The following is a 24,829-nucleotide window of genomic DNA, read 5'->3' as shown; positions in this document are numbered from 1 at the left end:
AGCCCGCGCCGACCGACCTTCCCGGGGCGGCGGGCACTCCCTCTCGCTGTCGGAAAGGCCGTTTCCGCCATGGCCAAGGCCCTGTTCGGTTCCGTCGTGTCCCCCGCGGAGCTCCGCGTACTCGAGGAGAACGCGGTCCTGCGTGCCAAGGTGCGCCGCCTGGAGCAGGAGCTGACCGAGCTGCGGGCCCAGCGGGAGGCGGCCCTCGCCCACGAGCTGCTGAGCCTGACCGGCGACAACGCCGAGCCGGCCCTGGCGTAACCGCGTTCTCCACACCACCAGCACCACCCGCCTCGTCCGTCCCGGCGCCTCACCCCGGGAGGACTAGGCTGTCGAGTCCGTGCACCTGTCCAGCCTGACGCTCAAGGGCTTCAAGTCCTTCGCGTCCCCGACGACGCTCCGGCTCGAGCCGGGCATCACCGCCGTCGTCGGCCCCAACGGCTCGGGCAAGTCCAACGTCGTCGACGCCATCGCCTGGGTCCTCGGCGAGCAGGGCGCCAAGTCGCTGCGCGGCGGCAAGATGGAGGACGTCATCTTCGCCGGGACCGCCGGCCGCCCGGCGCTGGGCCGGGCCGAGGTGACGCTCACCATCGACAACGCCGACGGCGCGCTGCCGATCGACTACACCGAGGTCTCGGTCACCCGCCGGATGTACCGCTCCGGCGAGAGCGAGTACGAGATCAACGGCGACAAGGTCCGCCTGCTCGACGTGCAGGAGCTGCTCAGCGACGCCGGCATCGGCCGCGAGATGCACGTCATCGTCGGGCAGGGCCAGCTCGACGCCGTCCTGTCCGGCCGGCCCGAGGACCGCCGCGCGTTCGTCGAGGAGGCCGCCGGCGTCCTCAAGCACCGCAAGCGCAAGGAGAAGGCGCTCCGCAAGCTCGACGGGATGCAGGCCAACCTCGACCGGCTGGCCGACCTCACCGCCGAGCTGCGCCGCCAGCTCAAGCCGCTGGGCCGCCAGGCCGAGGTCGCCCGCCGCGCCGCCGGGGTGCAGGCCGAGCTGCGCGACGCCCGCCTGCGGCTGCTCGCCGACGACCTGGTCGGCCTGCGCGACGCCCTGGCCAAGGACGTCGCCGACGAGACCGCGGCCCGCGAGCGGCGCGCCGTCGTCGAGGCCGAGCACGCCGCCGTCTCCCGCCGCGAGTCGGAGCTGGAGACCGCGCTGGCCGCCGACGCGCCCCGGCTGGGCGCCGCGCAGGACACCTGGTACCGGCTGTCCGCGCTGGGTGAGCGGTTCCGCGGCGTCGCCCAGCTGGCCGCCGAGCGGCACCGCCACCTGTCCGCCGCCGGGCCCGCGGCCACCGGCGGCCGCGACCCCGAGCAGCTGGAGGCCGAGGCCGACCGGGTCGCCGCGACCGAGGCCGAGCTCGCCGCCGGGCTGGAGGCCGAGCGCGGCCGGCTCGCCACCGCCGTCGCCGCCCGCGCCGAGCTGGACGAGGCGCTGGCCGCCGAGGAGCGCGCCTGGGTGGCCGCCACCCGCGCGCTCGCCGACCGCCGCGAGGGGCTGGCCCGGCTGTCGGGGAAGGTCGCCGCCGGGCGCTCCCGCGCCGCGGCGGGGCAGGCCGAGGTGGAGCGGCTGGCGCAGGCCGCCGCCGAGGCGGCCGCGCGCGCCGAGGCCGCCGGGGCGCGGCTGGCCGAGCGGCGGGCCGGTGTCGCCGACGCCGACGACGAGGACGTCGCGCTGGTGACGGCGCACACCGACGCCGTCGCCGCGCACACCGCCGCGGCGCGCACCGTCACCGAGCTCGCCGACGCCGAGCGGGCCGCCGAGCGCGACCGCGCCTCCTGGGCCGCCCGCCGCGACGCGCTCGCCCTGGGCCTGGCCCCCGCCGACGGCGCGGCCGCCGTCCTCGCCTCGGGCCTGCCCGGCGTCGTCGGGCCGGTTCCCGAGCGGATCACCGTGGCGCCCGGCGCGGAGGTGCCGCTGGCCGCCGCGCTGGGCGGGCTGGCCGAGGCCGTCGTCGTGACCGGGGTGGCCGAGGCGACCGCCGTGCTCGCGCAGCTGCGCGACACCGACGCCGGCCGCGCCGGGCTGCTGGTCACCGGCGGCCCGCCGCCGCTGCCGCGCGAGGGCTGGCCGGCGCTGCCCGAGGGCCTGGCCTGGGCGCTGGACCTCGTCGAGGCGCCCGCGGAGCTGCACCCCGCCCTGGCCCGCGCGCTGGACCGGGTCGCCGTCGTCCCCACCCTCGACGCCGCCCGCGCGCTGGTCGCCACGCACCCGCGGGTGCGTGCGGTCACCGCCGACGGCGACCTCGTGGGCGCCGACGCCGCCACCGGCGGCGCGACCAACGCCCCCTCGGGCCTGGAGGTGCGCGCCCGCGTCGACGAGGCCGAGCGCGAGCTCGCCGCCGCCAGCGACCGCGCCGCCGACCTCGCCGACCGGCTGGCCGCCGCGCGTGAGACCGCCCGCGCCCGGTCGGCCGACGTCGACACCGCGCTGGCCGCCCGCCAGGCCGCCGACCGCAGCCGCTCGAAGCTGGCTGCGGAGCTCGCCGAGCTGGGTGCGGCGGCCCGGTCGGCGGCCGCCGAGGCCGAGCGCTCGGACGCCGCCCGGCGCCGCGCCGAGCGCGCGCTCGAGGAGTCGCAGGCCGGCCTCGCCGAGCTCGAGGCCCGGCTCGCCGACGCGGAGGCGGCGCCGGTCGAGGAGGAGCCGTCGGCCGAGCAGCGCGACCGGCTGCGCCTGGAGGTGGCCGCGGCCCGGCAGGCCGAGACCGAGGCCCGGCTGGCCGTGCGGACGGCGGAGGAGCGGGCCCGCGCCCTGTCCGGCCGCGCCGACGCGCTGCGCCGCCAGGCCCGGCAGGAGCGGGCCGCCCGCGAGCGCGCCGCGGCCGCCCGGCTGGCCCGCCGCCGCGGCGCCGAGGTCGCCGCCCGGGTGCGCGCCGGCGCCGAGGAGGCCCTCACCGCGCTGGCCGGCTCGCTGACCCGCGCCGCCGCCGAGCGCGACGAGCTGGCCCGGCAGCGCACCGCCCGCGAGGCCGAGCTGCTCGAGGTCCGCACCCGCGTCCGCGCGGCGACCGCCGAGCTGGAGCGGCTCACCGACGAGGTGCACCGCGACGAGGTCGCCCGCGCCGAGCAGCGGCTGCGCATCGAGGCGCTGGAGGAGCGCGCCGCCGAGGAGTTCGGCGTCGACCTGCCCACGCTGGTCGCCGAGTACGGGCCCGCCGCGCCGGTTCCGCCGACCCCGGCGCAGGTCGCCGCCGAGGCCGCCGGGGAGCCCGAGCCGCCCGCGGTGCCCTACGACCGCGCCACCCAGGAGCGCCGGGCGGCCCGCGCCGAGCGGGACCTCACCACCCTCGGCAAGGTCAACCCGCTGGCGCTGGAGGAGTTCGCCGCGCTCGAGGAGCGGCACACCTTCCTCGCCACCCAGCTCGAGGACCTCAAGGCCACCCGCAGGGACCTGCTGACCGTCGTCCGCGAGGTCGACGGGCGCATCCACGACGTGTTCGCGTCCGCGTTCGCCGACGTCGCCCGCGAGTTCGAAGGTGTCTTCGCCACCCTGTTCCCCGGCGGGCAGGGCCGGCTGGTGCTCACCGACCCCGAGGACATGCTCACCACCGGCGTGGAGATCGAGGCGCGTCCGCCGGGCAAGAAGGTCAAGCGGCTGTCGCTGCTGTCCGGCGGCGAGCGCTCGCTGACCGCCGTCGCGCTGCTGGTGTCGATCTTCCGGGCCCGGCCCTCGCCGTTCTACGTGCTCGACGAGGTCGAGGCCGCGCTCGACGACGTCAACCTGGGCCGGCTGCTCACCCTCGTCGAGCAGCTGCGGGCGACGTCGCAGCTGATCGTCATCACCCACCAGAAGCGGACGATGGAGATCGCCGACGCCCTCTACGGCGTGAGCATGCGCGGCGACGGCATCACCGGCGTCATCAGCCAGCGCCTGCGCGAGGCCGACGCCGCCTCCGCCTGACCCGTGCGGCAGAAATGGCCATTTCTGCCGCTCAGACGCCGGAGGGGACCAGCAGGTCGACGACGAGCGGCAGGTGGTCCGAGGCGCCGGCGCCGTCGAGGACCCGCGCCCCGGCGACCTGGATGCCCGGGGTCACCCACACCTGGTCGATGCGCACGTGCGGGGCGCGCGCGGGGTGGGTGAGGCCCTCGTCGCGCTGCCAGAAGCGCCACCGCGCCTGGTCCTCGCGCTCGCCGGCGACCTCCCAGGCGTCGGTGAACCGCTCGCGCAGGCCGGCGAGCTCGGGGGCGTCGGGGCCGGCGTTGAGGTCGCCGACCAGCACGCCGGTGGACATCGACTCGGTGGTCAGCGCCGCCAGCAACTCCACCTGCTCGGCCCGCTCGGCCGCCGACCGCGTCGTCAGGTGGGTGGTGGTCACCCACAGCGCGCCGCCGTCGAGCTCGACCAGGGTGCGCAGCGCGCTGCGCGGCTCGCCGCTGCCCGGCAGCGGGTGGACGTCGCTGACCAGGATCGGCAGCCGGGACAGCAGCGCGTTGCCGTACTGGCGCCGCCGCGCGTCACCGGGGCGGGCCTCGTCGATCGCCGGTCCCCAGGCCAGCTGCATGTCCAGCGCCCGGGACAGCAGCAGCGCCTGGTCGACGTCCTCGCTGCGCTCGCCGAAGTGCCGGTCCACCTCCTGCAGGCAGACGACGTCGGCGTCGGCGGCGGCGAGCACCTTCGCCAGCCGCGGCAGGTCGTGCCGCCGGTCGTCGCCCACGCCGTGGTGGGTGTTGAACGTGACCAGCCGGACGGGGATGGGCGGCTGGTCGGGCCCGGGGGCCGGCTTCTGACCACGGGGATCGGTCACCCCGTCAGCCTGTCACCTCCGCCGCCGGGGCCGCAGCGGGCACCGGACCGGCCAGCGGCAGGTCGAGCACCTGCTGCAGGCACTCCTCGCCGTCGGGCCGGTGGTCGGTCACGTGCAGCACGAACCGCGCCCGCCGGCCCTCGAGCACCAGCTCGCCCACCTGGTTGCCGAAGAACGGCCCGGCCGCCTTGGCCCACTCGACCGACGCGGGACGGACGCGGGCCGCCCGCGCGACCACCCCGGTCAGCCGCCGCGCCCAGCGGCTCCAGCCGATGCGGAAGCCGACCCGGATCGGGTGCGGCGCCTGGTTGTGCAGCGGCGAGACGGTGAGCTGGTGCACCCGCCCGGCCAGGCCGCCGGGGGAGACCACCTCGGCGGCGTAGGCGTGGTGGACGTCGCCGGAGAGGACCACCGCCGTCGCCGGCGCCCGGCCGTGCTCGCCGCGGGCCACGGCCAGCAGCGCGGCGGCCAGCCGGTCGAAGGAGTGCCCGAAGGCGGCCCAGTGCTCGAGGTCGGCGGCCTGCCGCAGCGCCTCGGCCAGCCGGCCCAGCGGCCGCCCCTCGTGCCGGACTGCCAGCGCCTCGTCCCAGCGCTCGATCGCGTCGATCGCGTGGGGGAGCAGCCAGGGCAGCGACGTGCCGACCAGCAGGTGCTCGACGCCGTCCGCGACCGCGGCGCGCATCTGCTCCTCGATCCAGGCGAACTCCTCGTCGTCGACCATCCGGCGGGACTGCTCCTCGAGCACCCGCCCGGCCCGGCTGTCCACCATCAGCAGCCGCGCCTCGCCCCAGTGGCGCACGTAGCTCCAGCGCACCGACCGCGGGTCCCGGTCGGCGGCCTCGGCCATCTCGCGCAGCACCGGCTCGGCGTCGGCGTCCTCGGGCAGCGCGCACACCGCCTGCCACGTCCCGCTGGCCGCCAGCTCGGCGGGGGAGAGGTTGCCCAGGTGCTGGTAGACCCAGTAGCTGACCAGCCCGCCCGCGATGCGGTCGGCCCACCAGCCGGTGGCGGTCACCCGGCGCCGCCAGGCCGCCGAGGTGTTCCAGTCGTCGATCATCTCGTGGTCGTCGAAGACCATGGACGACGGGATCGTGGCCAGCAGCCACCGCACCTGCGGGTCGCTCCAGGACTCGGCGTAGAGCCGGGTGTACTCCTCCAGGTCGCCCACCTGGGCGTCGCGCTCCACCGGCCCGCCGCGGCGCAGGCCCAGCCAGGTGCGGGTCGCCGGGGTCAGCTCGTCGGCGTAGACCTGGTCGCCGAGCAGCACCAGCGCGTCGGGCCACTCGTCCTCCGGCAGCGCCGCGACCCGCTCGGCGTAGGCGTCCAGCGCGTCGGGCGGGATGCCCTCGGCGACGTCGACGGTGCCCGGCGCGGCGTAGCGGCAGGAGCCGAAGGCCAGCCGGAACGGCCCGGGTCGCCCCGGCGTGCGGATCCGGCTCGGCGGGAACGGCGAGCCCTCCTCGGGCCACACCCGCGTGCCGTCGGTGCCGTCGGTCGACAGGTGCACCTCGTAGGGCGTGGTGCTGCCCGGTGCCAGCCCCTCGACGACGACGAGCGCGTAGTGGTGCCCGCCCACGCGGAAGGTGCGCGCGCGGTGCCCGAGGACCTCGACGGTGCACGCGCTGTCGGTCTCGACCCACACGGTCGCCGACACCGGGTCGACGTGCCGCAGGAGCGGGCCGAGCAGCAGGGCCGGGGGATCCCCGTCGGACGGCGGCATGACCGCCAGCCTCGTCCACCGACCCGGGTTCCGCCCAGAGCCCGCCGTGCGGGAGCTGGGAGACTGACCGGCATGGAGTTCGTGCTGATCGCGATCGCGATCGTCCTCGTGGCCCTGGTCGCCGGGGTGGGCCTCCTGGTGGGCCGCGGTCGCCGCACCACCCGGCTGGACGAGGACGCCGCCTCCGGCACCACGCTCACCCGCCCGCGCCCGCCCACGGCGCCGCCCGCGCCGCCGCGGGAGGACCGCCCCTCGGGGGCCACCGCCTCCGGTCAGGGTCTCGCGCCGGCCGAGCCGGACACCGTCACACCCGAGACGCCGCCCGCCGTCGAGCTGCCGCCGGCCGAGGCGGAGCCGGGCGTCGTCTTCGAGACGCCCCCACCCTCGGCCGGCCGGCTGGTGCGGCTGCGCTCCCGGCTGGCCCGCTCGCAGTCCTCGCTCGGCCGCGGCCTGCTCACCGTGCTGGCCCGCGAGCGGCTCACCGAGGACGACTGGGAGGAGGTCGAGGAGACCCTGCTGGCCGCCGACGTCGGCGTCGCCGCGACCACCCAGATCGTCGAGCGGCTGCGCACCCAGTCGATGGTGCTGGCCACCGCCACCCCCGCCGACCTGCGCGCGCTGCTGGTCCGCGAGCTGACCGCGGTCCTCGGGCCCGACCTCGACCGCCGCCTGGCCACCGACCGGCACGGCGGCCGGCCCGGCGTGCTCCTCGTCGTCGGGGTCAACGGCGCCGGCAAGACGACGACGGTCGGCAAGATCGCCCGCGTGCTCGTCGGGGACGGCCGGAGCGTCGTCCTCGGTGCCGCCGACACCTTCCGCGCCGCCGCCGCCGACCAGCTCGAGACCTGGGGCGAGCGGGTGGGGGTGCTCACCGTCCGCGGGCGGGAGGGCGCCGACCCGGCGTCGGTGGCGTTCGAGGCGGTGCGCACCGGCGTCGAGGCCGAGGTGGACACCGTCGTCGTCGACACCGCCGGCCGGCTGCACACCAAGTCCGGCCTCATGGACGAGCTGGGCAAGATCAAGCGCGTCGTGGAGAAGCAGAGCCCGGTCACCGAGACGCTGCTGGTCCTCGACGCGACCACGGGCCAGAACGGCATCGTGCAGGCGCGGGTGTTCACCCAGGCCGTCGACGTCACCGGCGTGGTGCTCACCAAGCTCGACGGCACCGCCAAGGGCGGCATCGTCGTCTCGGTGCAGCGCGAGCTCGGCATCCCCGTCAAGCTGATCGGCCTGGGGGAGGGCGCCGACGACCTCGCGCCGTTCGAGCCGGAGGCCTTCGCCGAGGGCCTGGTCGGCGCCGCGGACTAGCGGGCCCCGGCCGGGTCCGACCAGCGCTGCTCGATCCGGCCGACCCGCCAGACCACCGCGGCGACCGCCCAGGTCACCGCGAACAGCCCGACGATCGCGAACCCGACGAACTCCAGGTCGAGCGAGGCCAGCCAGGCCAGCGGGCCGCCGTCGACGTGCAGCCGCTCGACCAGCAGGCCGATGAGCACGAGGGCGCCGATCACCAGGGCCACGGTCACCGACAGCACCGTGATCGTCAGGTTGTAGAAGACCTTGCGGACCGGCTTGAGGAACGCCCAGCCGTAGGCGCGCGACATCAGGACGCCGTCGGCGGTGTCGAACAGGCTCATGCCGGCGGCGAACAGGACCGGCAGGACGAGGATCGCGTACCAGGGCAGCACGAACGCCGCCGAGCCCGCCGCCAGCACCAGCAGCGCGACCTGGGTGGCGGTGTCGAACCCGAGGCCCATGAGCAGCCCGACCGGGTAGAGGTGCCAGGCGCGGTCGACCCGGCGGGTCACCCGCCCCAGCAGCCGGGCGAGGAAACCGCGGTTGTGCAGGTGGTGCTCGAGCTCGGCCTCGTCGTACTCGCCGGTGCGCATCCGGCGGAACACCCGGGCGATGCCCACGGCCGAGCCCAGGTTCATCAGGCCGATGAGCAGCAGGAAGCTGCCGGCGACGAGCGTGCCGACCAGCGCCAGCGTCTGCCCGACGGCGTTGTCGTCCTCCTGGACCACCCCGGCCACCGAGCGCACCCCGGCCACCAGCAACAGGCTCGCGACGAAGACCACCGACGAGTGCCCGAGGGAGAACCAGAAGCCGGTGCTCACCGACGGGCGGCCGTCCTCGACCAGCTTCCGGGTGGTGTTGTCGATCGAGGCGATGTGGTCGGCGTCGAAGGCGTGCCGGACGCCGAGCATGTAGGCGGTCAGGCCCACGCCGACGCCGAGCACGCCGGTGCTGCCCAGCTGGTACTCCTGCGGCGCCACGGCGAGGACGAGGACGCCCCAGCCGACGACGTGCAGCAGGAGCACGAACGCCGCCATCCCGCCGATGGACCGCCACTCGCGGGGGGAGAAGCCCCCGCGCACCCCGGCGGGCGAGCGCGGTGCCCCGAGCGGGGCGGGCACGGCTCGGGCGGGCACGGACACGGGTTCCTCCAGCGGGGGGCGGCGGACGGACGCGCCGACCTTATTGCACACGGTTTGCAACTGCACATGCCTCGCAGGCGGACCCCGCGTGTGGCCGTCGCCACGCCCGGACGTGCCCGCAACACGGCCGTCACACGACCCCGGGACACGCGGCGCGGAGTTCACGGTCCGGAAACGCGGCGACGACGCCCCCGGAAACAACACCCCGGCACCGTGAACGCCGCGTCGCCGCCAGGGACGGAGGCGACCGCGACCCCACCCGTCCCCGGCCCGCCGGGGCCCTCTCCCTCGTTGCGGCCGACGGCCCACGACCCACTTCAGGAGGTTGCCGTGGTCAACACCGGCGACACCGCCTGGATCCTCACCAGCGCGGCTCTCGTGCTGTTGATGACGCCGGGCCTCGCGCTCTTCTACGGCGGCATGGTCCGCGCGAAGAGCGTGCTCAACATGATGATGATGAGCTTCGGCGCGCTGGCGCTCATCACCGTGCTCTGGGTGCTCTACGGCTACTCCGTCGCCTTCGGGAACGACGTCGGCGCCGGCCTGCTGGGCGACCCGGGCGAGTTCTTCGGCCTCAGGGGCCTCATGGAGGACACGACGAGCGAGGCCGGCGGCCTGCCGTCGATGGCCTTCGTCGGCTTCCAGGCCGTCTTCGCGATCATCACCGTCGCCCTGATCTCCGGCGCCATCGCCGACCGGGCCAAGTTCGGCTCCTGGATGGTCTTCGCCGGCCTGTGGGCCACCGTCGTCTACTTCCCGGTCGCCCACTGGGTCTTCGACTTCACCCTCACCGACGACGACGGCGTGGTCACCCACACCGGCGGCTGGATCGCCAACAACCTGGCGGCGATCGACTTCGCCGGCGGCACCGCGGTGCACATCAACGCCGGCGCGGCGGGCCTGGCGCTGGCCCTGGTGCTCGGCAAGCGGCGCGGCTTCGGCCGCGAGGCGATGCGCCCGCACAACCTGCCGCTGGTCATGCTCGGCGCCGGCCTGCTGTGGTTCGGCTGGTTCGGCTTCAACGCCGGCTCCGCGCTCGCGGCCAACAACACCGCCGCCGTCGTCTGGGTCAACACCCTCGCCGCCACCGGCGCCGCGATCCTGGGCTGGCTCGCCACGGAGAAGGTCCGCGACGGGCACGCCACGTCGCTGGGCGCGGCCTCCGGGGCCGTCGCCGGTCTGGTCGCCATCACCCCGGCCTGCTCGTCGCTCTCACCGGTCGGCAGCATCGTCGTGGGCCTCGTCGCCGGTGCGCTGTGCGCCCTCGCCGTCGGGCTGAAGTACCGCCTCGGCTACGACGACTCGCTCGACGTCGTCGGCGTCCACCTGGTCGGCGGCCTCTGGGGCACCCTCGCCGTCGGGTTCTTCGCCACCGCCGACGCGCCGGCCGGGGTCGACGGGCTCTTCTACGGTGGCGGTGTCGACCAGCTCTGGCGGCAGGCCGTCGGTGCCGTCGCGGTGCTCGTGTTCTCCTTCGTCCTGACGCTCGTGATCGCCACGGTCGTCAAGGCCGTCATGGGCTTCCGGATCAGCGAGGAGGACGAGGTCGCCGGGATCGACACCGTCGTCCACGCCGAGTCCGGGTACGACTTCACCAGCCTCGGGGGCGGCAGTGGATCCGCCCTCCACCAGGCCACCACCCCGAAGACCACGGAAGGGGTCCGGGCATGAAGCTCGTCACCGCCATCATCAAGCCGTTCAAGCTCGACGACGTGAAGAACGCCCTCGAGCTGATCGGGATCACCGGGCTCACCGTCAGCGAGGTCCAGGGCTTCGGCCGCCAGCGCGGCCACACCGAGGTCTACCGCGGCGCCGAGTACCAGGTGGACTTCGTCCCGAAGGTCCGCATCGAGGTCGTCGTCGGCGAGATCGAGGCCGCCCGCGTGGTGGACGCCGTCGTCGAGTCCGCCTCCACCGGCCAGATCGGCGACGGCAAGGTCTGGGTCACCACGATCGACGAGATCGTGCGGGTCCGGACCGGCGAGCGCGGCGAGGACGCGCTCTAGCCGGGGCCCTGCCCGGAGCCCGTCCGTCGGCCGGGGTGGTGGGAGGACCACCGCCCCGGCCGACGCCGTTCCCGAACCGCTGACCGAGGGGGAGACCGTGCCGGACCTGGGGTCGCTGCCCGAGCGGCCGCGCGCCGAGCGGGTGCGGGTGCTCGACGCCTGGCTGGGCGGCCTGCTGGCCGACGCCGTGGCCGGCACGCCGCCCCCGCGGCAGGGCCGCGGTGGCCCGCCCCCGCGCACCGGCACCGACGGCGTCGCGCTCGTGGCCGTGGGGAGCCTCGGCCGGCGCGAGCCGCCCCCGCACGGCGACCTGGACCTCGTGCTGGTCCACGACGGCCGGCCGGAGGTCGCCGCCCTCGCCGACGCCGTCTGGTACCCGATCTGGGACGCCGGCGTGCGGCTGGACCACTCGGTGCGCTCGGTGGCCGAGGCCGTGTCGGTGGCCTCCAGCGACGTGAAGGCCGGCCTCGGGCTGCTCGACGCGCGGCTGGTCGCGGGTGACGCGACCCTGGCCGCGTCGCTGCGGACCGCCACGCTGGCCAGCTGGCGGCAGTCGGCGTCGAGGCTGCTGCCGCAGCTGCGCGACCTGCGCCGCGGCCGCGCCCGCCAGGTCGGCGAGCTGGCCTTCCTGCTCGAGCCCGACCTCAAGGAGGCCTACGGCGGCCTGCGCGAGGGCCAGGTGCTGCGCGCGGTCGCCGCCGCCCAGCTCGGCGACGAACCGTCCGCCGAGGCCGAGGCGGCCTACTCCTTCCTGCTCGACGTCCGCGACGAGCTGCGCCGCCGCTCGGGCCGGCCCAGCGACGTCCTCGTGCGCCAGGAGCAGCGCCCGGTCGCCGCCGCACTCGGTCTCGCCGACGAGGACGTGCTGCTGCGCGAGGTGAGCCTGGCCGGGCGCCGGCTGGCCTTCGTCGCCGACGACACCTGGCGGCGGGTGGAGGCCGCGCTGGTCCGGCGGCCGCGCGGCCGCTACCGCCGGGTGCGCCGCGAGCCGCTGGCCGAGGGCGTGGTCCGCCAGGGCGACGAGGTGGTGCTCGCCCGCGACGCCCGCCCGGCCGCCGACCCCGGCCTCGTGCTGCGCGGCGCCGCGGCCGCCGCCCGGGCCGACCTGCTGCTGTCGCCCTACACGCTCAAGGTGCTCGCGGCGCACTCGCCGCCGGTGCCCGAGCCGTGGCCGGCCGAGGTCCGCTGGTCGTTCCTGCGGCTGCTGGCCAGCGGCCGCCCGGCGGTGCCGGTCCTCGAGCAGCTGGACCAGGAGGGCCTGCTCACCCGGCTGCTGCCCGAGTGGGCCCAGGTGCGGTCGCTGCCGCAGCGCCACCCGTGGCACCGGTTCACCGTCGACCGGCACCTGGTGGAGGCCGCCGCGGCCGCCGCCGAGCTCACCCACGACGTCGACCGGCCCGACCTGCTGCTGGTCGCGGCGCTGCTGCACGACGTCGGCAAGGGGTGGCCCGGCGACCACAGCGTCGTCGGGGAGCCGATCGCCGCCGGCGTGGCCGAGCGCATGGGCTTCGCGCCCGCCGACGTCGCCACCGTGGGCACGCTGGTCCGCCACCACCTGCTGCTGCCCGACACCGCCACCCGCCGCGACATCGACGACCCGGCCACCATCGAGCGGGTCGCCGACACCATCGGCCGGGACGGCCAGGTGCTGCAGCTGCTGCACGCGCTGGCGCAGGCCGACGGCGCGGCCACCAGCACCTCGGCGTGGTCGCCGTGGAAGGCGCACCTGGTCGCCCACCTGGTGGCCCGCGTGCAGGCGCACCTCGGCGGCACCCCGGTCGACGGGCCCGACCCCGTGCTGCACCCCACCGAGCCGACGGTCACCCAGGCCGGCGGCGACGGCGCGGTCACCGTGGGCGTCGAGGACGTCGCCGACGGGCAGCAGGTGACCATCGGGGCGCCCGACGCGCACGGCCTGTTCAGCCGGCTCGCCGGGGTGCTCGCGCTCAACCAGCTCGACGTCCGCGCGGCGAAGGTGAACGTCGTCGAGGGCCGGGCGACCGCGGTGTTCGCCGTCCGCCCGCGGTTCGGCCGCGCGCCGCAGCCGACGATCCTGGCCGACGCCGTCCGTGCCGCCCTGGAGGGGACGCTGCCGCTGGCCGACCGGCTGCGCCAGCGGGAGGCCGACTACCGGCAGGACGCCGCCCGGGCCGCGCCGCCGCGGATCTCCTGGCACGACTCGGAGGTCAGCGGGGAGGCGACCAGCATCGTCGAGGTGCGCGCCGGCGACCGGGCGGGCCTGCTGTACCGGCTCACCGCCGCGCTCGCCGCCGAGGGCCTCGACGTCACCTCCGCGCGGATCGAGACCCTCGGGGCCGACGCCGCCGACTACTTCTACGTGTGCAGCCCCACCGGCTGCCCGATCGACGCCGGGCAGCGGGCCCGCGTCGAGGCGGCGCTGGTGGCCGCGGCGCGCGGCGCCGTCCCCGACCCGGCACGCACCGGCGGCGACACGCCGGGCTGAGGCGGGCCGGGACTGTCGGTGCCCCGTGCGACCGTCGGGACGAGGCGGGACGGACCGGTCCCGCAACCCGACGCCGAGGGGGACCCGCGTGACCGTCCAGCAGACCGCAGCCCTGCCGACCTGGCCGTGCCGGGACTGCGGCGAGGACCGCCTGTTCGAGCAGCCGCCGTGCGCCGACGGGCACACCGACGACGGCGGTGAGTGCCCCGAGTGGGCCTGCACCGGCTGCGGCGGCGCACTGGTGGTCGGCGGGCCCGAGGTCGTCGCCGGGGCGGCGGTGCGGCGCGCGGCCTGAGCGGCGCGCACGGCCGGGCCGCGATGTCCCGGCTCGATACCCTGGGGTCAGGTGGCGCGGCCCGTCCGCGCCCGTGACTGCTGAGGACTGCTCGTGTTCGAGACTCTCTCCGACCGCCTCGACAAGGTCTTCACCGGCCTGCGCGGCAAGGGCCGGCTGACCGACGCCGACATCGACGCCACCGCGCGCGAGATCCGCATCGCGCTGCTGGAGGCCGACGTCGCGCTGCCTGTGGTGCGCGCGTTCATCGCCGCGATCAAGGAGCGGGCGCGCGGTGCCGCGGTGTCGCAGGCGCTGAACCCGGCCCAGCAGGTCATCAAGATCGTCAACGAGGAGCTCATCGAGATCCTCGGCGGGGAGACCCGGCGGCTGCGCTACGCCAAGACCTCGCCCACGGTGATCATGCTCGCCGGCCTCCAGGGCTCCGGTAAGACCACGCTGGCCGGCAAGCTCGGCCGCTGGCTGAAGTCCCAGGGGCACACCCCGCTGCTGGTGGCCTGCGACCTGCAGCGCCCCAACGCGGTCAACCAGCTCACGATCGTCGCCGGCCAGGCCGGGGTCGACGTCTACGCGCCGGAGCCGGGCAACGGCGTCGGCGACCCGATCCGGGTGGCCGCCGACTCGATCGAGCACGCCCGCCGCACGATGCACGACGTCGTCGTCGTCGACACCGCCGGCCGGCTGGGCATCGACGCCGAGCTGATGGCGCAGGCCGCCGGCATCCGCGACGCCGTGCAGCCCGACGAGACGCTGTTCGTCGTCGACGCGATGATCGGCCAGGACGCCGTCACCACGGCCGAGGCCTTCCGCGACGGCGTCGGCTTCTCCGGCGTCGTGCTCACCAAGCTCGACGGCGACGCCCGCGGTGGTGCCGCGCTCTCGGTCCGCTACGTGACCGGGCAGCCGATCATGTTCGCCTCCACCGGCGAGAAGCTCACCGACTTCGACGTCTTCCACCCCGAGCGGATGGCCTCGCGCATCCTCGGCATGGGCGACGTGCTCACCCTCATCGAGCAGGCCGAGCAGGCCTTCGACGCCGAGCAGGCCGAGAAGATGGCCGGCAAGCTCGTCAGCCGCGAGGGCTTCACCCTCGAGGACTTCCTCGAGCAGATGATGGCCATCCGCAAGATGGGCCCGATCGCCAACCTGCTCGGCATGCTGCCCGGCGCGGGCGCGATGAAGGAGCAGCTCAAGCAGGTCGACGACCGCGACCTGGACCGCACCGCGGCGATCATCCGCTCGATGACCCCGCAGGAGCGGGTCGACTCGAAGATCATCAACGCGTCGCGGCGGGTGCGCATCGCCAACGGCTCGGGTGTGACGGTCACCGAGGTCAACCAGCTGCTGGAGCGCTTCGCGCAGGCCCAGAAGATGATGGGCCAGATGGCCGGCAGCATGGGCCTGCCGGGCATGGGCCCGATGTCGAAGAAGGCCCGCGGCCGGCAGATGCAGGCCCAGTCCTCGAAGAAGGGCAAGGGCAAGAAGGGCAAGGGCGGCGGCAAGGCCCCGGCCCGCCGGCCGATGGGCGCCCCGGGCCTGCCCCCGGGCGCCGGCTTCCCGGGCGGCCTGCCGGGCGGCATGCCCTCGCTGCCGCCGGGCCAGGCGCTGCCGGACCTGTCCAAGCTCGACTTCAGCAAGTTCGGGGACGAGCGGCCCGGGCGGTGACCGCCCCCTCCCTGCACCTGTCCGGGGTCGTCCTCCCCGAGGGCGAGCACCGCGACCTGTGGGTCCGCGACGGCCGGGTCACCTTCGAGCGCGTCCCGGGCGCCGAGACCGTCTCCCGCGGCGGCTGGCTGCTGCCCGGCCTGGTCGACGCGCACTGCCACGTCGGCATCGGCCGCGGCGGGGCCCCCGTCGAGGACCTCGCCGGGCTGCGCGAGCAGGCGCTGGCCGAGCGGGCCGCCGGGGTGCTCGCGCTGCGCGACTGCGGCTCGCCGGTGGACACCCGGGCGCTGGACGACGAGCCCGACCTGCCGACGATCGTCCGCGCCGGCCGGCACCTGGCGGCGACCCGGCGCTACATCCCCGGGCTGGCCGTCGAGCTGGAGCCGGCCGGGCTGGTCGAGCAGGTGCGGGTGCAGGCCAGCCGCGGCGACGGCTGGGTGAAGCTGGTCGGCGACTGGATCGACCGGTCGGTGGGCGACCTCGCGCCCGAGTGGCCGGCCGACGTCGTGGCTGCGGCGATCGCGGCGGCGCACGAGGAGGGCGCGCGGGTCACCGCGCACACCTTCGGCACCGACGCGCTGCCCGACCTGATCCGCGCCGGCATCGACTGCATCGAGCACGGCACCGGGCTCACCGAGGACCTGGTCGGCGAGATGGCCGCGCGCGGCACCGCCGTCGTCCCGACGCTGGTCAACGTGGAGAACTTCCCCGGCTTCGCGGCGGCGGGGGAGGCGAGGTTCCCCGCGTACGCGAGCACGATGCGGCGGCTGTACGCGTCGTCGGGCGCGGTGGTGCGGGCGGCGTTCGAGGCCGGCGTGCCGGTGTTCGCCGGCACCGACGCCGGCGGCGGCATCGAGCACGGCCGGATCGCCGACGAGGTCCGCGCGCTGTGCGACGCCGGCCTGCCCGCCGAGGCGGCGCTGGCCGCGGCGTCGTGGTCCGCGCGGGCCTGGCTGGGCCTGCCCGGCATCGAGGAGGGCGCGCCGGCCGACCTCACGGTCTACGACGCCGACCCGCGCGCCGACCTCGGCGTCCTGACCCGGCCGCGGCTCACCGTGCTGCGCGGCCGGGCGTACCGCTAGGGGCGCCGAGCTCGAGCGCGGTCACCCCAGCCGCGCCGACGGCGACCACCCCGCCGGCGCCGAGCCGTCCGCCCCAGCGGTGACCCCGACCCCCGGCGACTCCGGCGGCGGGCACGGCTCCGGCGGCGGGCACGGCTCCGACGACGACGGCTCCGACGACTGAGCGCTCCCGCCCGGACGGCGACCGCGCGCCGTCCGGGCGGTCCGCGGTCCGGTCAGACGTCGACGCCGGCCGCGGCGCAGGCGGTGCCGAACTCGGTGACCGGGCCGGTCAGGTCGGTGACCGCGGTGATGACGTCGCCGCCGGCCCGCACGTCGTCGATCGCGGCGCCGGTGGCCGCGGAGACGGCGTCGGCGGCGGCGAGCAGGGGCGCGCTCGCGTCCCGGTGGTCGGCCGGGGCGTCGCGCAGGGCCTCGAGCAGCGGGACGACGCCGGCGGGGTCGACGTAGCCGGTCTCGTCGACCGAGATCAGCGACAGGCCGACGTAGCCGAACCACCCGGCCACCGCCTGGCACAGGCCCTCGTCGCCGGGGACGCCGGCGCCGGGGACCGGCAGGTCGTCGTCGCCCGCGGGCACGCTGCCGGTCCCGGGCGCGGGGTCGGTCACGGGCCCGGTCTCCCCGGCCTCCTCCACGGGCGGGGCGGCCGGCTCGGCCGAGGCCTCCGCGGACCGCGACACGGGCGTGGCCGAGCCGCTGACCGCGGTGGCGCAGGCGGCCAGCGAGGCGCCGGCGGTGAGGGCGAGGACGGCGGTGGCCAGGCGGCGGGGCGTGCGCACGGGGGACTCCAGGGAGCTCGAGCCGGGTCTCGGCGGGGGAGAGGCCGCCGGTCGGCGGCTCGCCGGGGACGACGGTCGCGGCCGGTGCTTGCGCCGCTCTTGCGCGCGGCTGACCGTGCGGCACAACCCGTTCGCGCGCCCTGGGAGACTCGTGCCGTGCTGTTGCGGATGTCCTCCCTGTTCCTGCGCACCCTGCGCGACGACCCGGCCGACGCCGAGGTCCCGAGCCACCGCCTGCTCGTGCGGGCCGGCTACATCCGCCGGGCCGCGCCGGGCGGCTTCACCTGGCTGCCGCTGGGCTACCGGGTCTTCCGCAACGTCGAGCGCGTCGTCCGCGAGGAGATGGACCGGATGGGCGCGCAGGAGGTGCACTTCCCGGCGCTGCTGCCCCGCGAGCCCTACGAGGCCACCAACCGCTGGACCGAGTACGGCCCCAACCTCTTCCGGCTGCAGGACCGCCGGGGCGCGGACTTCCTCCTCGGGCCCACGCACGAGGAGATGTTCACGCTCCTGGTGAAGGACCTGTACTCGTCCTACAAGGACCTGCCCCTGTCGCTGTACCAGATCCAGACCAAGTACCGGGACGAGGCGCGGCCCCGGGCCGGGCTGTTCCGCACCCGCGAGTTCACGATGAAGGACAGCTACTCCTTCGACGTCGACGACGCGGGCCTCGACGCCTCCTACGCCGCGCACCGCGCCGCCTACGTCCGGATCTTCGACCGGCTGGGCCTCGAGTACGTGATCGTCTCGGCGATGTCCGGGGCGATGGGCGGCTCCAGGAGCGAGGAGTTCCTGCACCCGACCGAGATCGGCGAGGACACCTTCGTCCGCTCGGCCGGCGGCTACGCGGCCAACGTCGAGGCGGTCAGCACCGTCGTCCCCGAGCCGCTGCCGATCGAGGGCCTGCCCGAGGCGCACGTCGAGGACACCCCCGACACCCCGACGATCGAGACGCTGGTCGCCGTCGCGCGGGAGCTGTTCCCCGACGCCGGGTACACGGCCGCCTCCACGCTGAAGAACGTCGTCGTCACGCTCGTGCACCCCGACGGCACGCGGGAGCCGCTGGTGATCGGCATCCCCGGTGACCGCGAGGTCGACGCCAAGCGGCTCGAGGCGCAGGTGGCGCCGGCCGAGGTGGAGCCGTTCACCGACTTCGAGGCGCACCCGGCGCTGGTCAAGGGCTACATCGGCCCGCAGGTGCTCGGGAAGGACAGCGAGTCGGGCATCCGCTACCTCGTCGACCCCCGCGTCGTCCCCGGCACCCGCTGGATCACCGGCGCCAACGAGCCGGGCAAGCACGTGTTCGACCTGGTGGCCGGCCGCGACTTCTCCTGGGACGGCACCGTCGAGGCCGCCGAGGTGCTGCCCGGCGACCCGGCGCCCGACGGCTCGGGCCCGCTGGAGCTCGCCCGCGGCGTGGAGATCGGGCACATCTTCCAGCTCGGCCGCAAGTACGCCGACGCCCTCGGCCTCCAGGTGCTCGACGAGAACGGCAAGCTCGTCACGGTCACCATGGGCTCCTACGGCATCGGCGTCTCCCGCGCCGTCGCCGCGATCGCCGAGTCCACCCACGACGAGCTGGGCCTGGTCTGGCCGCGCGAGATCGCCCCGGCCGACGTGCACGTCGTCGCCACCGGCAAGGACGCCGCGGTGTTCGAGGCCGCGGAGGCGCTGTCCGACGAGCTGGTCGCCGCCGGGCTGACCGTGCTCTACGACGACCGGCCGAAGGTGTCGCCCGGGGTGAAGTTCAAGGACGCCGAGCTGCTCGGGATGCCGACCATCCTGACCGTCGGCCGCGGGCTCGCCGACGGCGTCGTCGAGCTGCGCGACCGGCCGACGGGCGAGCGGTCCGAGGTGCCGGTGGCCGACGCCGCCGCGGCCGTGCTCGCTCAGGTCCGGTCGGAGACCAGCTCGACCTCGTAGCCGTCGGCGTCCTCGAGGTAGGCCGCCCGGTGCTGCGGGCCGCCGGCGAACGGGTGGCGGTCGGCGAACAGCAGCCGCCACCCGTGCGCCGGCGCCGCGGCCACCAGGGCGTCGAGGTCGTCAGCGGTGCCGGCCCAGAACGCGAGGTGGTTGAGGCCGGGCCGGCGGCGCTCGTGGGTGTCCGCGGCGAGGTCCGGCGACCGCTCGACGACGACGTAGACGTCGCCGAGCCGCCAGGACCGGCCGTGCTCCCACGACTGGTAGAGCGCCGCACCCAGCGCGGTGAGCAGCCAGCCCCACGAGCGCTCGGCGCGGGCCAGGTCGGGCACCCACAGCTCGACGTGGTGCAGCAGACCCCGGCTGGTCATGGCACGCCTCCCGGCATCTGGCATCATGGTCGGTCGAACACGGCGGTGTGCGGCCCTCTCACCGACGCCGGCCGTGTCCCTGGCTCCGCCCCGGCGTAACCCCACGCGTCCGTCCGGCGAGCACCGACGAACAGCGTTCGAGGAGATTCCGAGCCACCGTGGCCACCAAGATCAAGCTCATGCGTCTGGGCAAGATGCGTGCTCCGTACTACCGCATCGTCGTCGCCGACTCGCGCACCAAGCGCGAGGGCCGCGTCATCGAGACGATCGGCAAGTACCACCCGAAGGAGGAGCCCTCCTTCATCGAGGTCGACAGCGAGCGCGCGCAGTACTGGCTGGGTGTCGGCGCGCAGCCGACCGAGCCGGTCGCGGCCATCCTCCGCGTGACCGGTGACTGGCAGAAGTTCAAGGGCGAGCCGGCCCCGCCGCCCATGAAGGTCGCCGCCCCCAAGCCCGACCGCAAGGCCCTCTACGAGGAGGCCGTCCGCAGCGCCGGCGAGGAGCCGGCCGCCGGTGCGACCACCCCGAAGAGGAAGGCCGCTCCCAAGGCCGACGACGCCGCCGCCACGGTGGCCGAGGCCGCCGGTGCCGGTGGCGAGGGCCCGGCCGCCGGCGCCACCACGACGCCCGCCGAGTAAGACGTGCTCGAAGAGGCGCTCGAGCACCTGGTCAAGGGCATCGTCGACCACCCGCGCGACGTCACCGTCGACCTGGTCGGCGGCCGTCGCGGCAAGACCCTCGAGGTCCGGGTCCACCCCGACGACCTCGGTAAGGTGATCGGTCGCGGCGGGCGCACCGCCAAGGCGCTGCGCACCGTCATGACCGGCGTCGGCGGCCGCGGCCTGCGGGTCGACGTCGTCGACACCGACGGGCGCTGAGCCGCGCGGCTTGGACGCGCAGAACTCCTCCACCGACACCGTGGTGGTCGGCCGCATCGGCCGGCCCCACGGTGTCCGTGGTGAGGCCACCGTCGAGGTCCGCACCGACGACCCCGGTGAGCGCTTCCGCCCCGGCGCCGTCCTGCGCACCGTCCCCGCCGGGCGGGGTCCGCTGACCGTCGCCGGCGCCCGCTGGCACCGCGAGGTGCTGCTGCTCGCGTTCGAGGGCTACGACAGCCGCGAGGCCGTCGAGACCCTCCGCGACACCCTGCTCGAGGTCCCGGTCGCCGACCTGCCGGCGCTGGAGGACCCCGACGCCTTCTACGACCACCAGCTCGTCGGCCTGGCCGCCCGGCTGACCGACGGCACGCCGCTGGGCGAGGTCACCGCGGTCCGCCACGAGGGCGCGGACCTGCTGGTCGTCGCGCGCCCCGACGGCGGCGAGCTGCTGGTGCCGTTCGTCACGGCCATCGTGCCGACGGTCGACGTGCCCGGCGGGTTCGTCGTCGTCGACCCGCCCGAGGGGCTGCTCGACCTGTGAGCGACGCCTTCCGGATCGACGTCGTCACGATCTTCCCCGAGTACCTGGCGCCGCTGCGCCAGTCGCTGCTCGGGAAGGCCGCCGAGCGCGGCCTGGTCTCCGTCGGCGTGCACGACCTGCGGCAGTGGACCGACGACGTCCACCGCACCGTCGACGACGCCCCCTACGGCGGCGGCCCCGGCATGGTCATGCGCCCCGAGCCGTGGGCGCGCGCCCTGGAGGCCGTCCGCCCGCCGGGCACCCGGCTGGTGGTGCCCACGCCCGCCGGGCGCCCGTTCACCCAGGCCGTCGCCGCCGAGTGGGCCGCCGAGCCCGGGCTGGTGTTCGCCTGCGGCCGCTACGAGGGCATCGACCAGCGGGTGGCCGAGTGGGCCGCCGCGGCCGGGCCGGTGTCGGAGGTCTCGATCGGCGACTACGTGCTCGCCGGCGGCGAGTCCGCGGTGCTGGTGATGGTCGAGGCGGTCACCCGGCTGATCCCCGGCGTCGTCGGCAACCGCGAGTCGGTCGAGTTCGACTCGCACGCCGACGGGCTGCTCGAGGGCCCCTCCTACACCCGTCCGGCGTCCTGGCGCGGGCTGGACGTCCCGCCGGTGCTGCTGTCCGGCGACCACGCCGCGATCGCCCGCTGGCGCCGCGCGGAGTCGCTGCGGCGGACCGCGACCCGGCGTCCCGACCTGCTGGCCGCGCTGCCCGGGGACGCCCTGTCGCCCGCCGACCGCGCGGTCCTCGACGGTGCCTGAGCGCGCGGAGGTCGCCCCGGCGGTGGTCCGCCCGACGGCGCGGGTCGTCGTCCTCGACCCTGACGGGCGGGTGCTGCTGCTCGGCGCCCGGCTGACCGACCCGGCCGTCCCGCCCGGCGACGTGCTGTTCTGGTACACGCCCGGCGGGGGAGTGGAGGACGGCGAGAGCGTCCGCGAGGCCGCCGCTCGCGAGCTGGCCGAGGAGATCGGCCTGGTCGTCGACCCTGCGGCGCTGGAGGGCCCGGTGTGGTTCCGGCGGCACGTCGGGCCGTTCGCCGGCGTGCAGGTCGACTCGCGGGAGACCTTCTTCGTCCTGCGCGACGTCGTCCACGAGGTGGACGCCACCGGCCGCACCGAGCTGGAGCTGCTGGGGGAGGAGCCGCATCGCTGGTGGACCGCCGCCGAGATCGCCGCCGCGGACGTGGAGTTCGCTCCCCGCGAGCTCGCCGGCGTGCTGCCCGAGCTGCTGGCCGGGCCGTGGCGCCGGCCACCCCGCGTGGTCGACTGACCGCTTCCGCCCGGCCCGCGCTCGGCAGGGTGGCGACCGTGTGGCACAGTAGAGAGTCGCTGCAGACCGGAGGCGCCGCCGACGGGCACTCCTCCCGGAGTCGCAGCCACCTGGTCCGGAGCGTGGGGCACCCCGATGCCCGGGCCGACGACGAGCCAACGCTGAGACCGAGGAATGCCGCGATGAACACCCTGGACGTACTCGACGCCGACTCGCTGCGCGACGACATCCCCGAGTTCCGCCCCGGGGACACCGTCAAGGTGCACGTCCGCGTCGTCGAGGGCAACCGCTCGCGGATCCAGGTCTTCCAGGGCGTCGTGATCCGGCGCCAGGGCGGCGGGATCCGCGAGACCTTCACCGTCCGCAAGGTCAGCTTCGGTGTGGGCGTCGAGCGCACCTTCCCGGTGCACACCCCGGTCGTCGAGAAGATCGAGGTGCTGACCCGCGGTGACGTCCGCCGGGCCAAGCTCTACTACCTGCGCGAGCTGCGCGGCAAGGCCGCCAAGATCAAGGAGCGTCGCGAGACCGTCGCGCGCTGACCGTCCCCGGCTCCGGCCGGACGACTCCGGGCCGGTCCGACCCGGCCTGACCACGGCGGGTCCTCCGCGGCCGTACGCTGGCTCCTGATGAGCAGCGATCGGTCCGGAGGGCCCGCCGACGTCGTCCCGGGGGACGACCCCACGCCCGAGCGGCCGGACGCCGGTGGCCGTCGCCGCACCTGGCGGCGGCGGGACGAGCCGGAGAACAAGGGCTCGCTGCTGCGCGAGCTGCCCGTGCTGCTGCTGGTGGCCTTCGTGCTCGCGCTGCTGGTGAAGACCTTCCTGGCGCAGGCCTTCTTCATCCCCTCCGGGTCGATGGAGCAGACGCTGCACGGCTGCACCGGCTGCACCGGGGACCGCGTCCTGGTCAACAAGGTCCCGTACTGGTTCGGCGACCCCGAGCCCGGCGACATCGTCGTCTTCGAGGGGCCGGACACCTGGACGCCCGAGGTCGAGGTCTCCGAGCCCACCAACTGGTTCACCGGCGGGCTGCTGTGGCTGGGCCGGGCCGTCGGCGTGGCGCCGCCGAGCGAGGACGACTACGTCAAGCGGGTCATCGCCGTGGGCGGGCAGACCGTGCAGTGCTGCGACGCCGAGGGCCGGGTGACCGTCGACGGCGAGCCGCTCGACGAGCCCTACATCTACGAGGACACCCCGCTGGAGTCCCGCGCCTTCGGCCCCGTCACCGTGCCGGAGGGCCGGCTGTGGGTCATGGGGGACCACCGGTCGGCCTCGGCCGACTCCCGCTCGCACGTCGGCGACCGGTACGGCGGCACCGTCGCCGTCGACGACGTGATCGGCAAGGCCGCGCTCATCGTCTGGCCGGTGTCCCGGTTCGGCACGCTGGACTCCCCGGACATCCAGGGCACGGAGGCGGCCGCCGCCGCGGGCGCGGTCGGCCGGGTGCTCCCGCTGAGCGCGGGCCTCGTCGGCGCACTGCCGGTCGCGGTGTGGAACCACCGGCGCCGGCTGCGCCGCGCGCCCCCGGACTGACCTCCGCCCGCCTCCCGACGGCGCCGTCCCTCCCCGAGGGACGGCGCCGTCGTCTTTCGTGCGCCATTCCCGGTATCGGCGTCCCCATGTCGACAAATGGGAGACGGTCACCTTTTCGGTTTCTCCTGTGACGAGCGCTACCAATATGGATCGTGGAAAAAATCCTCAGGAAGTGTTCAAGGACCGCACCATTCATCCCGATGGAGTAGTCGAGAGCAACCCGGTCCACCGAAATGGAGAAAGTCGTGTCCGCACCCCTGGCGAGCGCTACCCGAGGCGTCGCCCGCGTGCTCCTCCTCGCCGACGCCCCCGTCCTGCGGCGCGGCCTGGTCAGCATGATCAACGAGACCGCCGGCATGCAGTCGGTGGGCACCCCCGGCGAGCTGCGCCGCGCCCTGACCCTCGTCGAGACCGCCCGGCCCGACGCCGTGGTCGTCGAGATGGGCGCCGGCCGCGCCGCCACCCTCAACGTCGTCCGCGACCTGCGCCGCCGCTTCCCGCGGGTCGCCGTCGTCGCCCTCGCCACCTCCGAGGACCCGGCCGTGGTCAACGAGGCGGTCGCCGCCGGTGTCCGCGGCTACCTGATGCTCAACACCTCGCCGACGCTGCTCGGCTGGGCGATCCTGGCCGCCCGCGCCGGCCGCACCGTCGTCGACCCGCAGATCCGCCGGGTCGAGGGGGCCACCGCCCCGCCGGCCGGCAAGCCGCTCACCCCGGAGGTGCCGCTCACCCGCCGCGAGCAGGACGTCCTCGACGAGCTGCTGCAGGGCCAGTCCAACCGGCAGATCGGCCGCAACCTCTTCATCAGCGAGGACACCGTCAAGTCGCACGTGAAGGCGATCCTGCGCAAGCTCGGCGCCCGCGACCGCGCGCACGCCGTCTCGCTGGTCCTGTCCTCCCGCTCGTCGGGCAGCTGCACCTGCGGTGCCCACGCGCTGACCGTCCCCGCCCCGGCTCCGGCCGAGGTCTGATCCCGGCGCCCGGACCCGGCAGCACCGCGCCGGGTCCGGCGCCCCCCGGCCGGGGGGGGGGGGGGGGGGCGGGGGGGGGCGGGGGGGGGGGGGGGGGGGGGGGGGGCGGGCGGGGGGGGGGGGGGGCGCCGCGGGTCGCCCCCCCGCCCGCGCCCCCCCCGG

The 24,829-nt window shown here is 76.0% G+C and carries 23 protein-coding genes; 18 read left to right on the top strand and 5 right to left on the bottom strand.

Annotated elements, in window-relative coordinates:
- Positions 1–69: 69 nt before the first annotated feature.
- On the top strand, positions 70–261 hold the full coding sequence (locus tag ACI8AA_RS05205; RefSeq protein WP_457043449.1) for a hypothetical protein: 192 nt from the start codon (positions 70–72) through the stop codon (positions 259–261).
- Positions 262–340: 79 nt separating this feature from the next.
- The gene (smc, locus tag ACI8AA_RS05200) at positions 341–3,910 is read left to right on the top strand and encodes a chromosome segregation protein SMC (RefSeq protein WP_457043448.1); all 3,570 of its coding nucleotides are present in this window, start codon (positions 341–343) and stop codon (positions 3,908–3,910) included.
- Between the two features lie 31 nt (positions 3,911–3,941).
- Here smc and ACI8AA_RS05195 read toward each other — a convergent pair whose 3' ends face one another.
- Complete coding sequence (locus tag ACI8AA_RS05195) at positions 3,942–4,757, bottom strand: endonuclease/exonuclease/phosphatase family protein (protein WP_457043447.1); 816 nt, start codon at positions 4,755–4,757, stop codon at positions 3,942–3,944.
- Positions 4,758–4,761: 4 nt separating this feature from the next.
- On the bottom strand, positions 4,762–6,477 hold the full coding sequence (locus tag ACI8AA_RS05190; RefSeq protein ID WP_457043446.1) for an alkaline phosphatase D family protein: 1,716 nt from the start codon (positions 6,475–6,477) through the stop codon (positions 4,762–4,764).
- Positions 6,478–6,549: 72 nt separating this feature from the next.
- Between ACI8AA_RS05190 and ftsY the strand changes: the two genes are divergently transcribed.
- The gene (ftsY, locus tag ACI8AA_RS05185; RefSeq protein ID WP_457043445.1) at positions 6,550–7,785 is read left to right on the top strand and encodes a signal recognition particle-docking protein FtsY; all 1,236 of its coding nucleotides are present in this window, start codon (positions 6,550–6,552) and stop codon (positions 7,783–7,785) included.
- Here the strand turns inward: ftsY and nicT are convergent.
- On the bottom strand, positions 7,782–8,909 hold the full coding sequence (gene nicT / locus ACI8AA_RS05180; protein ID WP_457043444.1) for a Nickel transporter NicT: 1,128 nt from the start codon (positions 8,907–8,909) through the stop codon (positions 7,782–7,784). The genes ftsY and nicT overlap by 4 nt on opposite strands.
- A 336-nt stretch (positions 8,910–9,245) precedes the next feature.
- Between nicT and ACI8AA_RS05175 the strand changes: the two genes are divergently transcribed.
- From ACI8AA_RS05175 to ACI8AA_RS05150, 6 genes are all read left to right on the top strand, one after another.
- The gene (locus tag ACI8AA_RS05175; protein ID WP_457043443.1) at positions 9,246–10,586 is read left to right on the top strand and encodes an ammonium transporter; all 1,341 of its coding nucleotides are present in this window, start codon (positions 9,246–9,248) and stop codon (positions 10,584–10,586) included.
- Entirely contained in the window at positions 10,583–10,921 is a 339-nt protein-coding gene (locus tag ACI8AA_RS05170) for a P-II family nitrogen regulator (RefSeq protein WP_073421809.1), read from the top strand. The genes ACI8AA_RS05175 and ACI8AA_RS05170 overlap by 4 nt, the downstream gene beginning before the upstream one ends.
- A 97-nt stretch (positions 10,922–11,018) precedes the next feature.
- Positions 11,019–13,385, top strand: coding sequence for a [protein-PII] uridylyltransferase (locus ACI8AA_RS05165; RefSeq protein ID WP_457043442.1), 2,367 nt, complete (start codon positions 11,019–11,021; stop codon positions 13,383–13,385).
- A gap of 88 nt (positions 13,386–13,473) precedes the next feature.
- The gene (locus tag ACI8AA_RS05160; protein WP_457043441.1) at positions 13,474–13,680 is read left to right on the top strand and encodes a hypothetical protein; all 207 of its coding nucleotides are present in this window, start codon (positions 13,474–13,476) and stop codon (positions 13,678–13,680) included.
- A gap of 93 nt (positions 13,681–13,773) precedes the next feature.
- Positions 13,774–15,345, top strand: coding sequence for a signal recognition particle protein (gene ffh, locus ACI8AA_RS05155; protein ID WP_457043440.1), 1,572 nt, complete (start codon positions 13,774–13,776; stop codon positions 15,343–15,345).
- Positions 15,342–16,427, top strand: coding sequence for an amidohydrolase family protein (locus ACI8AA_RS05150; RefSeq protein WP_457043439.1), 1,086 nt, complete (start codon positions 15,342–15,344; stop codon positions 16,425–16,427). Before ffh ends, ACI8AA_RS05150 begins: the two co-directional genes overlap by 4 nt.
- A gap of 215 nt (positions 16,428–16,642) precedes the next feature.
- On the opposite strand, the gene ACI8AA_RS05145 is transcribed toward ACI8AA_RS05150, so the two are convergent.
- On the bottom strand, positions 16,643–17,206 hold the full coding sequence (locus ACI8AA_RS05145; protein ID WP_457043438.1) for a hypothetical protein: 564 nt from the start codon (positions 17,204–17,206) through the stop codon (positions 16,643–16,645).
- Positions 17,207–17,362: 156 nt separating this feature from the next.
- Between ACI8AA_RS05145 and ACI8AA_RS05140 the strand changes: the two genes are divergently transcribed.
- Positions 17,363–19,129, top strand: a complete 1,767-nt coding sequence (locus ACI8AA_RS05140) for a proline--tRNA ligase (protein ID WP_457043437.1) — start codon at positions 17,363–17,365, stop codon at positions 19,127–19,129.
- On the opposite strand, the gene ACI8AA_RS05135 is transcribed toward ACI8AA_RS05140, so the two are convergent.
- On the bottom strand, positions 19,096–19,497 hold the full coding sequence (locus tag ACI8AA_RS05135) for a VOC family protein (protein ID WP_457043436.1): 402 nt from the start codon (positions 19,495–19,497) through the stop codon (positions 19,096–19,098). The two genes, ACI8AA_RS05140 and ACI8AA_RS05135, sit on opposite strands and share 34 nt — an antisense overlap.
- Positions 19,498–19,655: 158 nt before the next feature.
- Here ACI8AA_RS05135 and rpsP point away from each other — a divergent pair, with 158 nt between their 5' ends.
- The 8 genes from rpsP to ACI8AA_RS05095 all read left to right on the top strand — a co-directional run bounded on the left by rpsP (position 19,656) and on the right by ACI8AA_RS05095 (position 24,667).
- Positions 19,656–20,135, top strand: a complete 480-nt coding sequence (gene rpsP, locus ACI8AA_RS05130; protein WP_457043435.1) for a 30S ribosomal protein S16 — start codon at positions 19,656–19,658, stop codon at positions 20,133–20,135.
- Positions 20,136–20,138: 3 nt separating this feature from the next.
- Positions 20,139–20,375: an RNA-binding protein gene (locus tag ACI8AA_RS05125; protein WP_387993447.1), complete on the top strand. Its 237-nt coding sequence runs from the start codon at positions 20,139–20,141 to the stop codon at positions 20,373–20,375.
- A gap of 10 nt (positions 20,376–20,385) precedes the next feature.
- Entirely contained in the window at positions 20,386–20,916 is a 531-nt protein-coding gene (gene rimM, locus ACI8AA_RS05120) for a ribosome maturation factor RimM (protein WP_456929882.1), read from the top strand.
- A complete protein-coding gene (gene trmD / locus ACI8AA_RS05115; protein ID WP_457043434.1) occupies positions 20,913–21,656 on the top strand; it encodes a tRNA (guanosine(37)-N1)-methyltransferase TrmD in 744 nt (247 codons plus the stop codon). Before rimM ends, trmD begins: the two co-directional genes overlap by 4 nt.
- Entirely contained in the window at positions 21,649–22,164 is a 516-nt protein-coding gene (locus tag ACI8AA_RS05110) for an NUDIX hydrolase (RefSeq protein ID WP_457043433.1), read from the top strand. The genes trmD and ACI8AA_RS05110 overlap by 8 nt, the downstream gene beginning before the upstream one ends.
- A gap of 182 nt (positions 22,165–22,346) precedes the next feature.
- On the top strand, positions 22,347–22,703 hold the full coding sequence (gene rplS / locus ACI8AA_RS05105; RefSeq protein WP_387993438.1) for a 50S ribosomal protein L19: 357 nt from the start codon (positions 22,347–22,349) through the stop codon (positions 22,701–22,703).
- Positions 22,704–22,790: 87 nt separating this feature from the next.
- Positions 22,791–23,696: a signal peptidase I gene (gene lepB, locus ACI8AA_RS05100; RefSeq protein WP_457043432.1), complete on the top strand. Its 906-nt coding sequence runs from the start codon at positions 22,791–22,793 to the stop codon at positions 23,694–23,696.
- Positions 23,697–23,941: 245 nt separating this feature from the next.
- Complete coding sequence (locus ACI8AA_RS05095; RefSeq protein ID WP_457043431.1) at positions 23,942–24,667, top strand: LuxR C-terminal-related transcriptional regulator; 726 nt, start codon at positions 23,942–23,944, stop codon at positions 24,665–24,667.
- Positions 24,668–24,829: the final 162 nt, after the last annotated feature.

The organism is Geodermatophilus sp. SYSU D01180, assembly GCF_054050415.1.
This window is presented reverse-complemented; position numbering and strand designations above follow the sequence as displayed.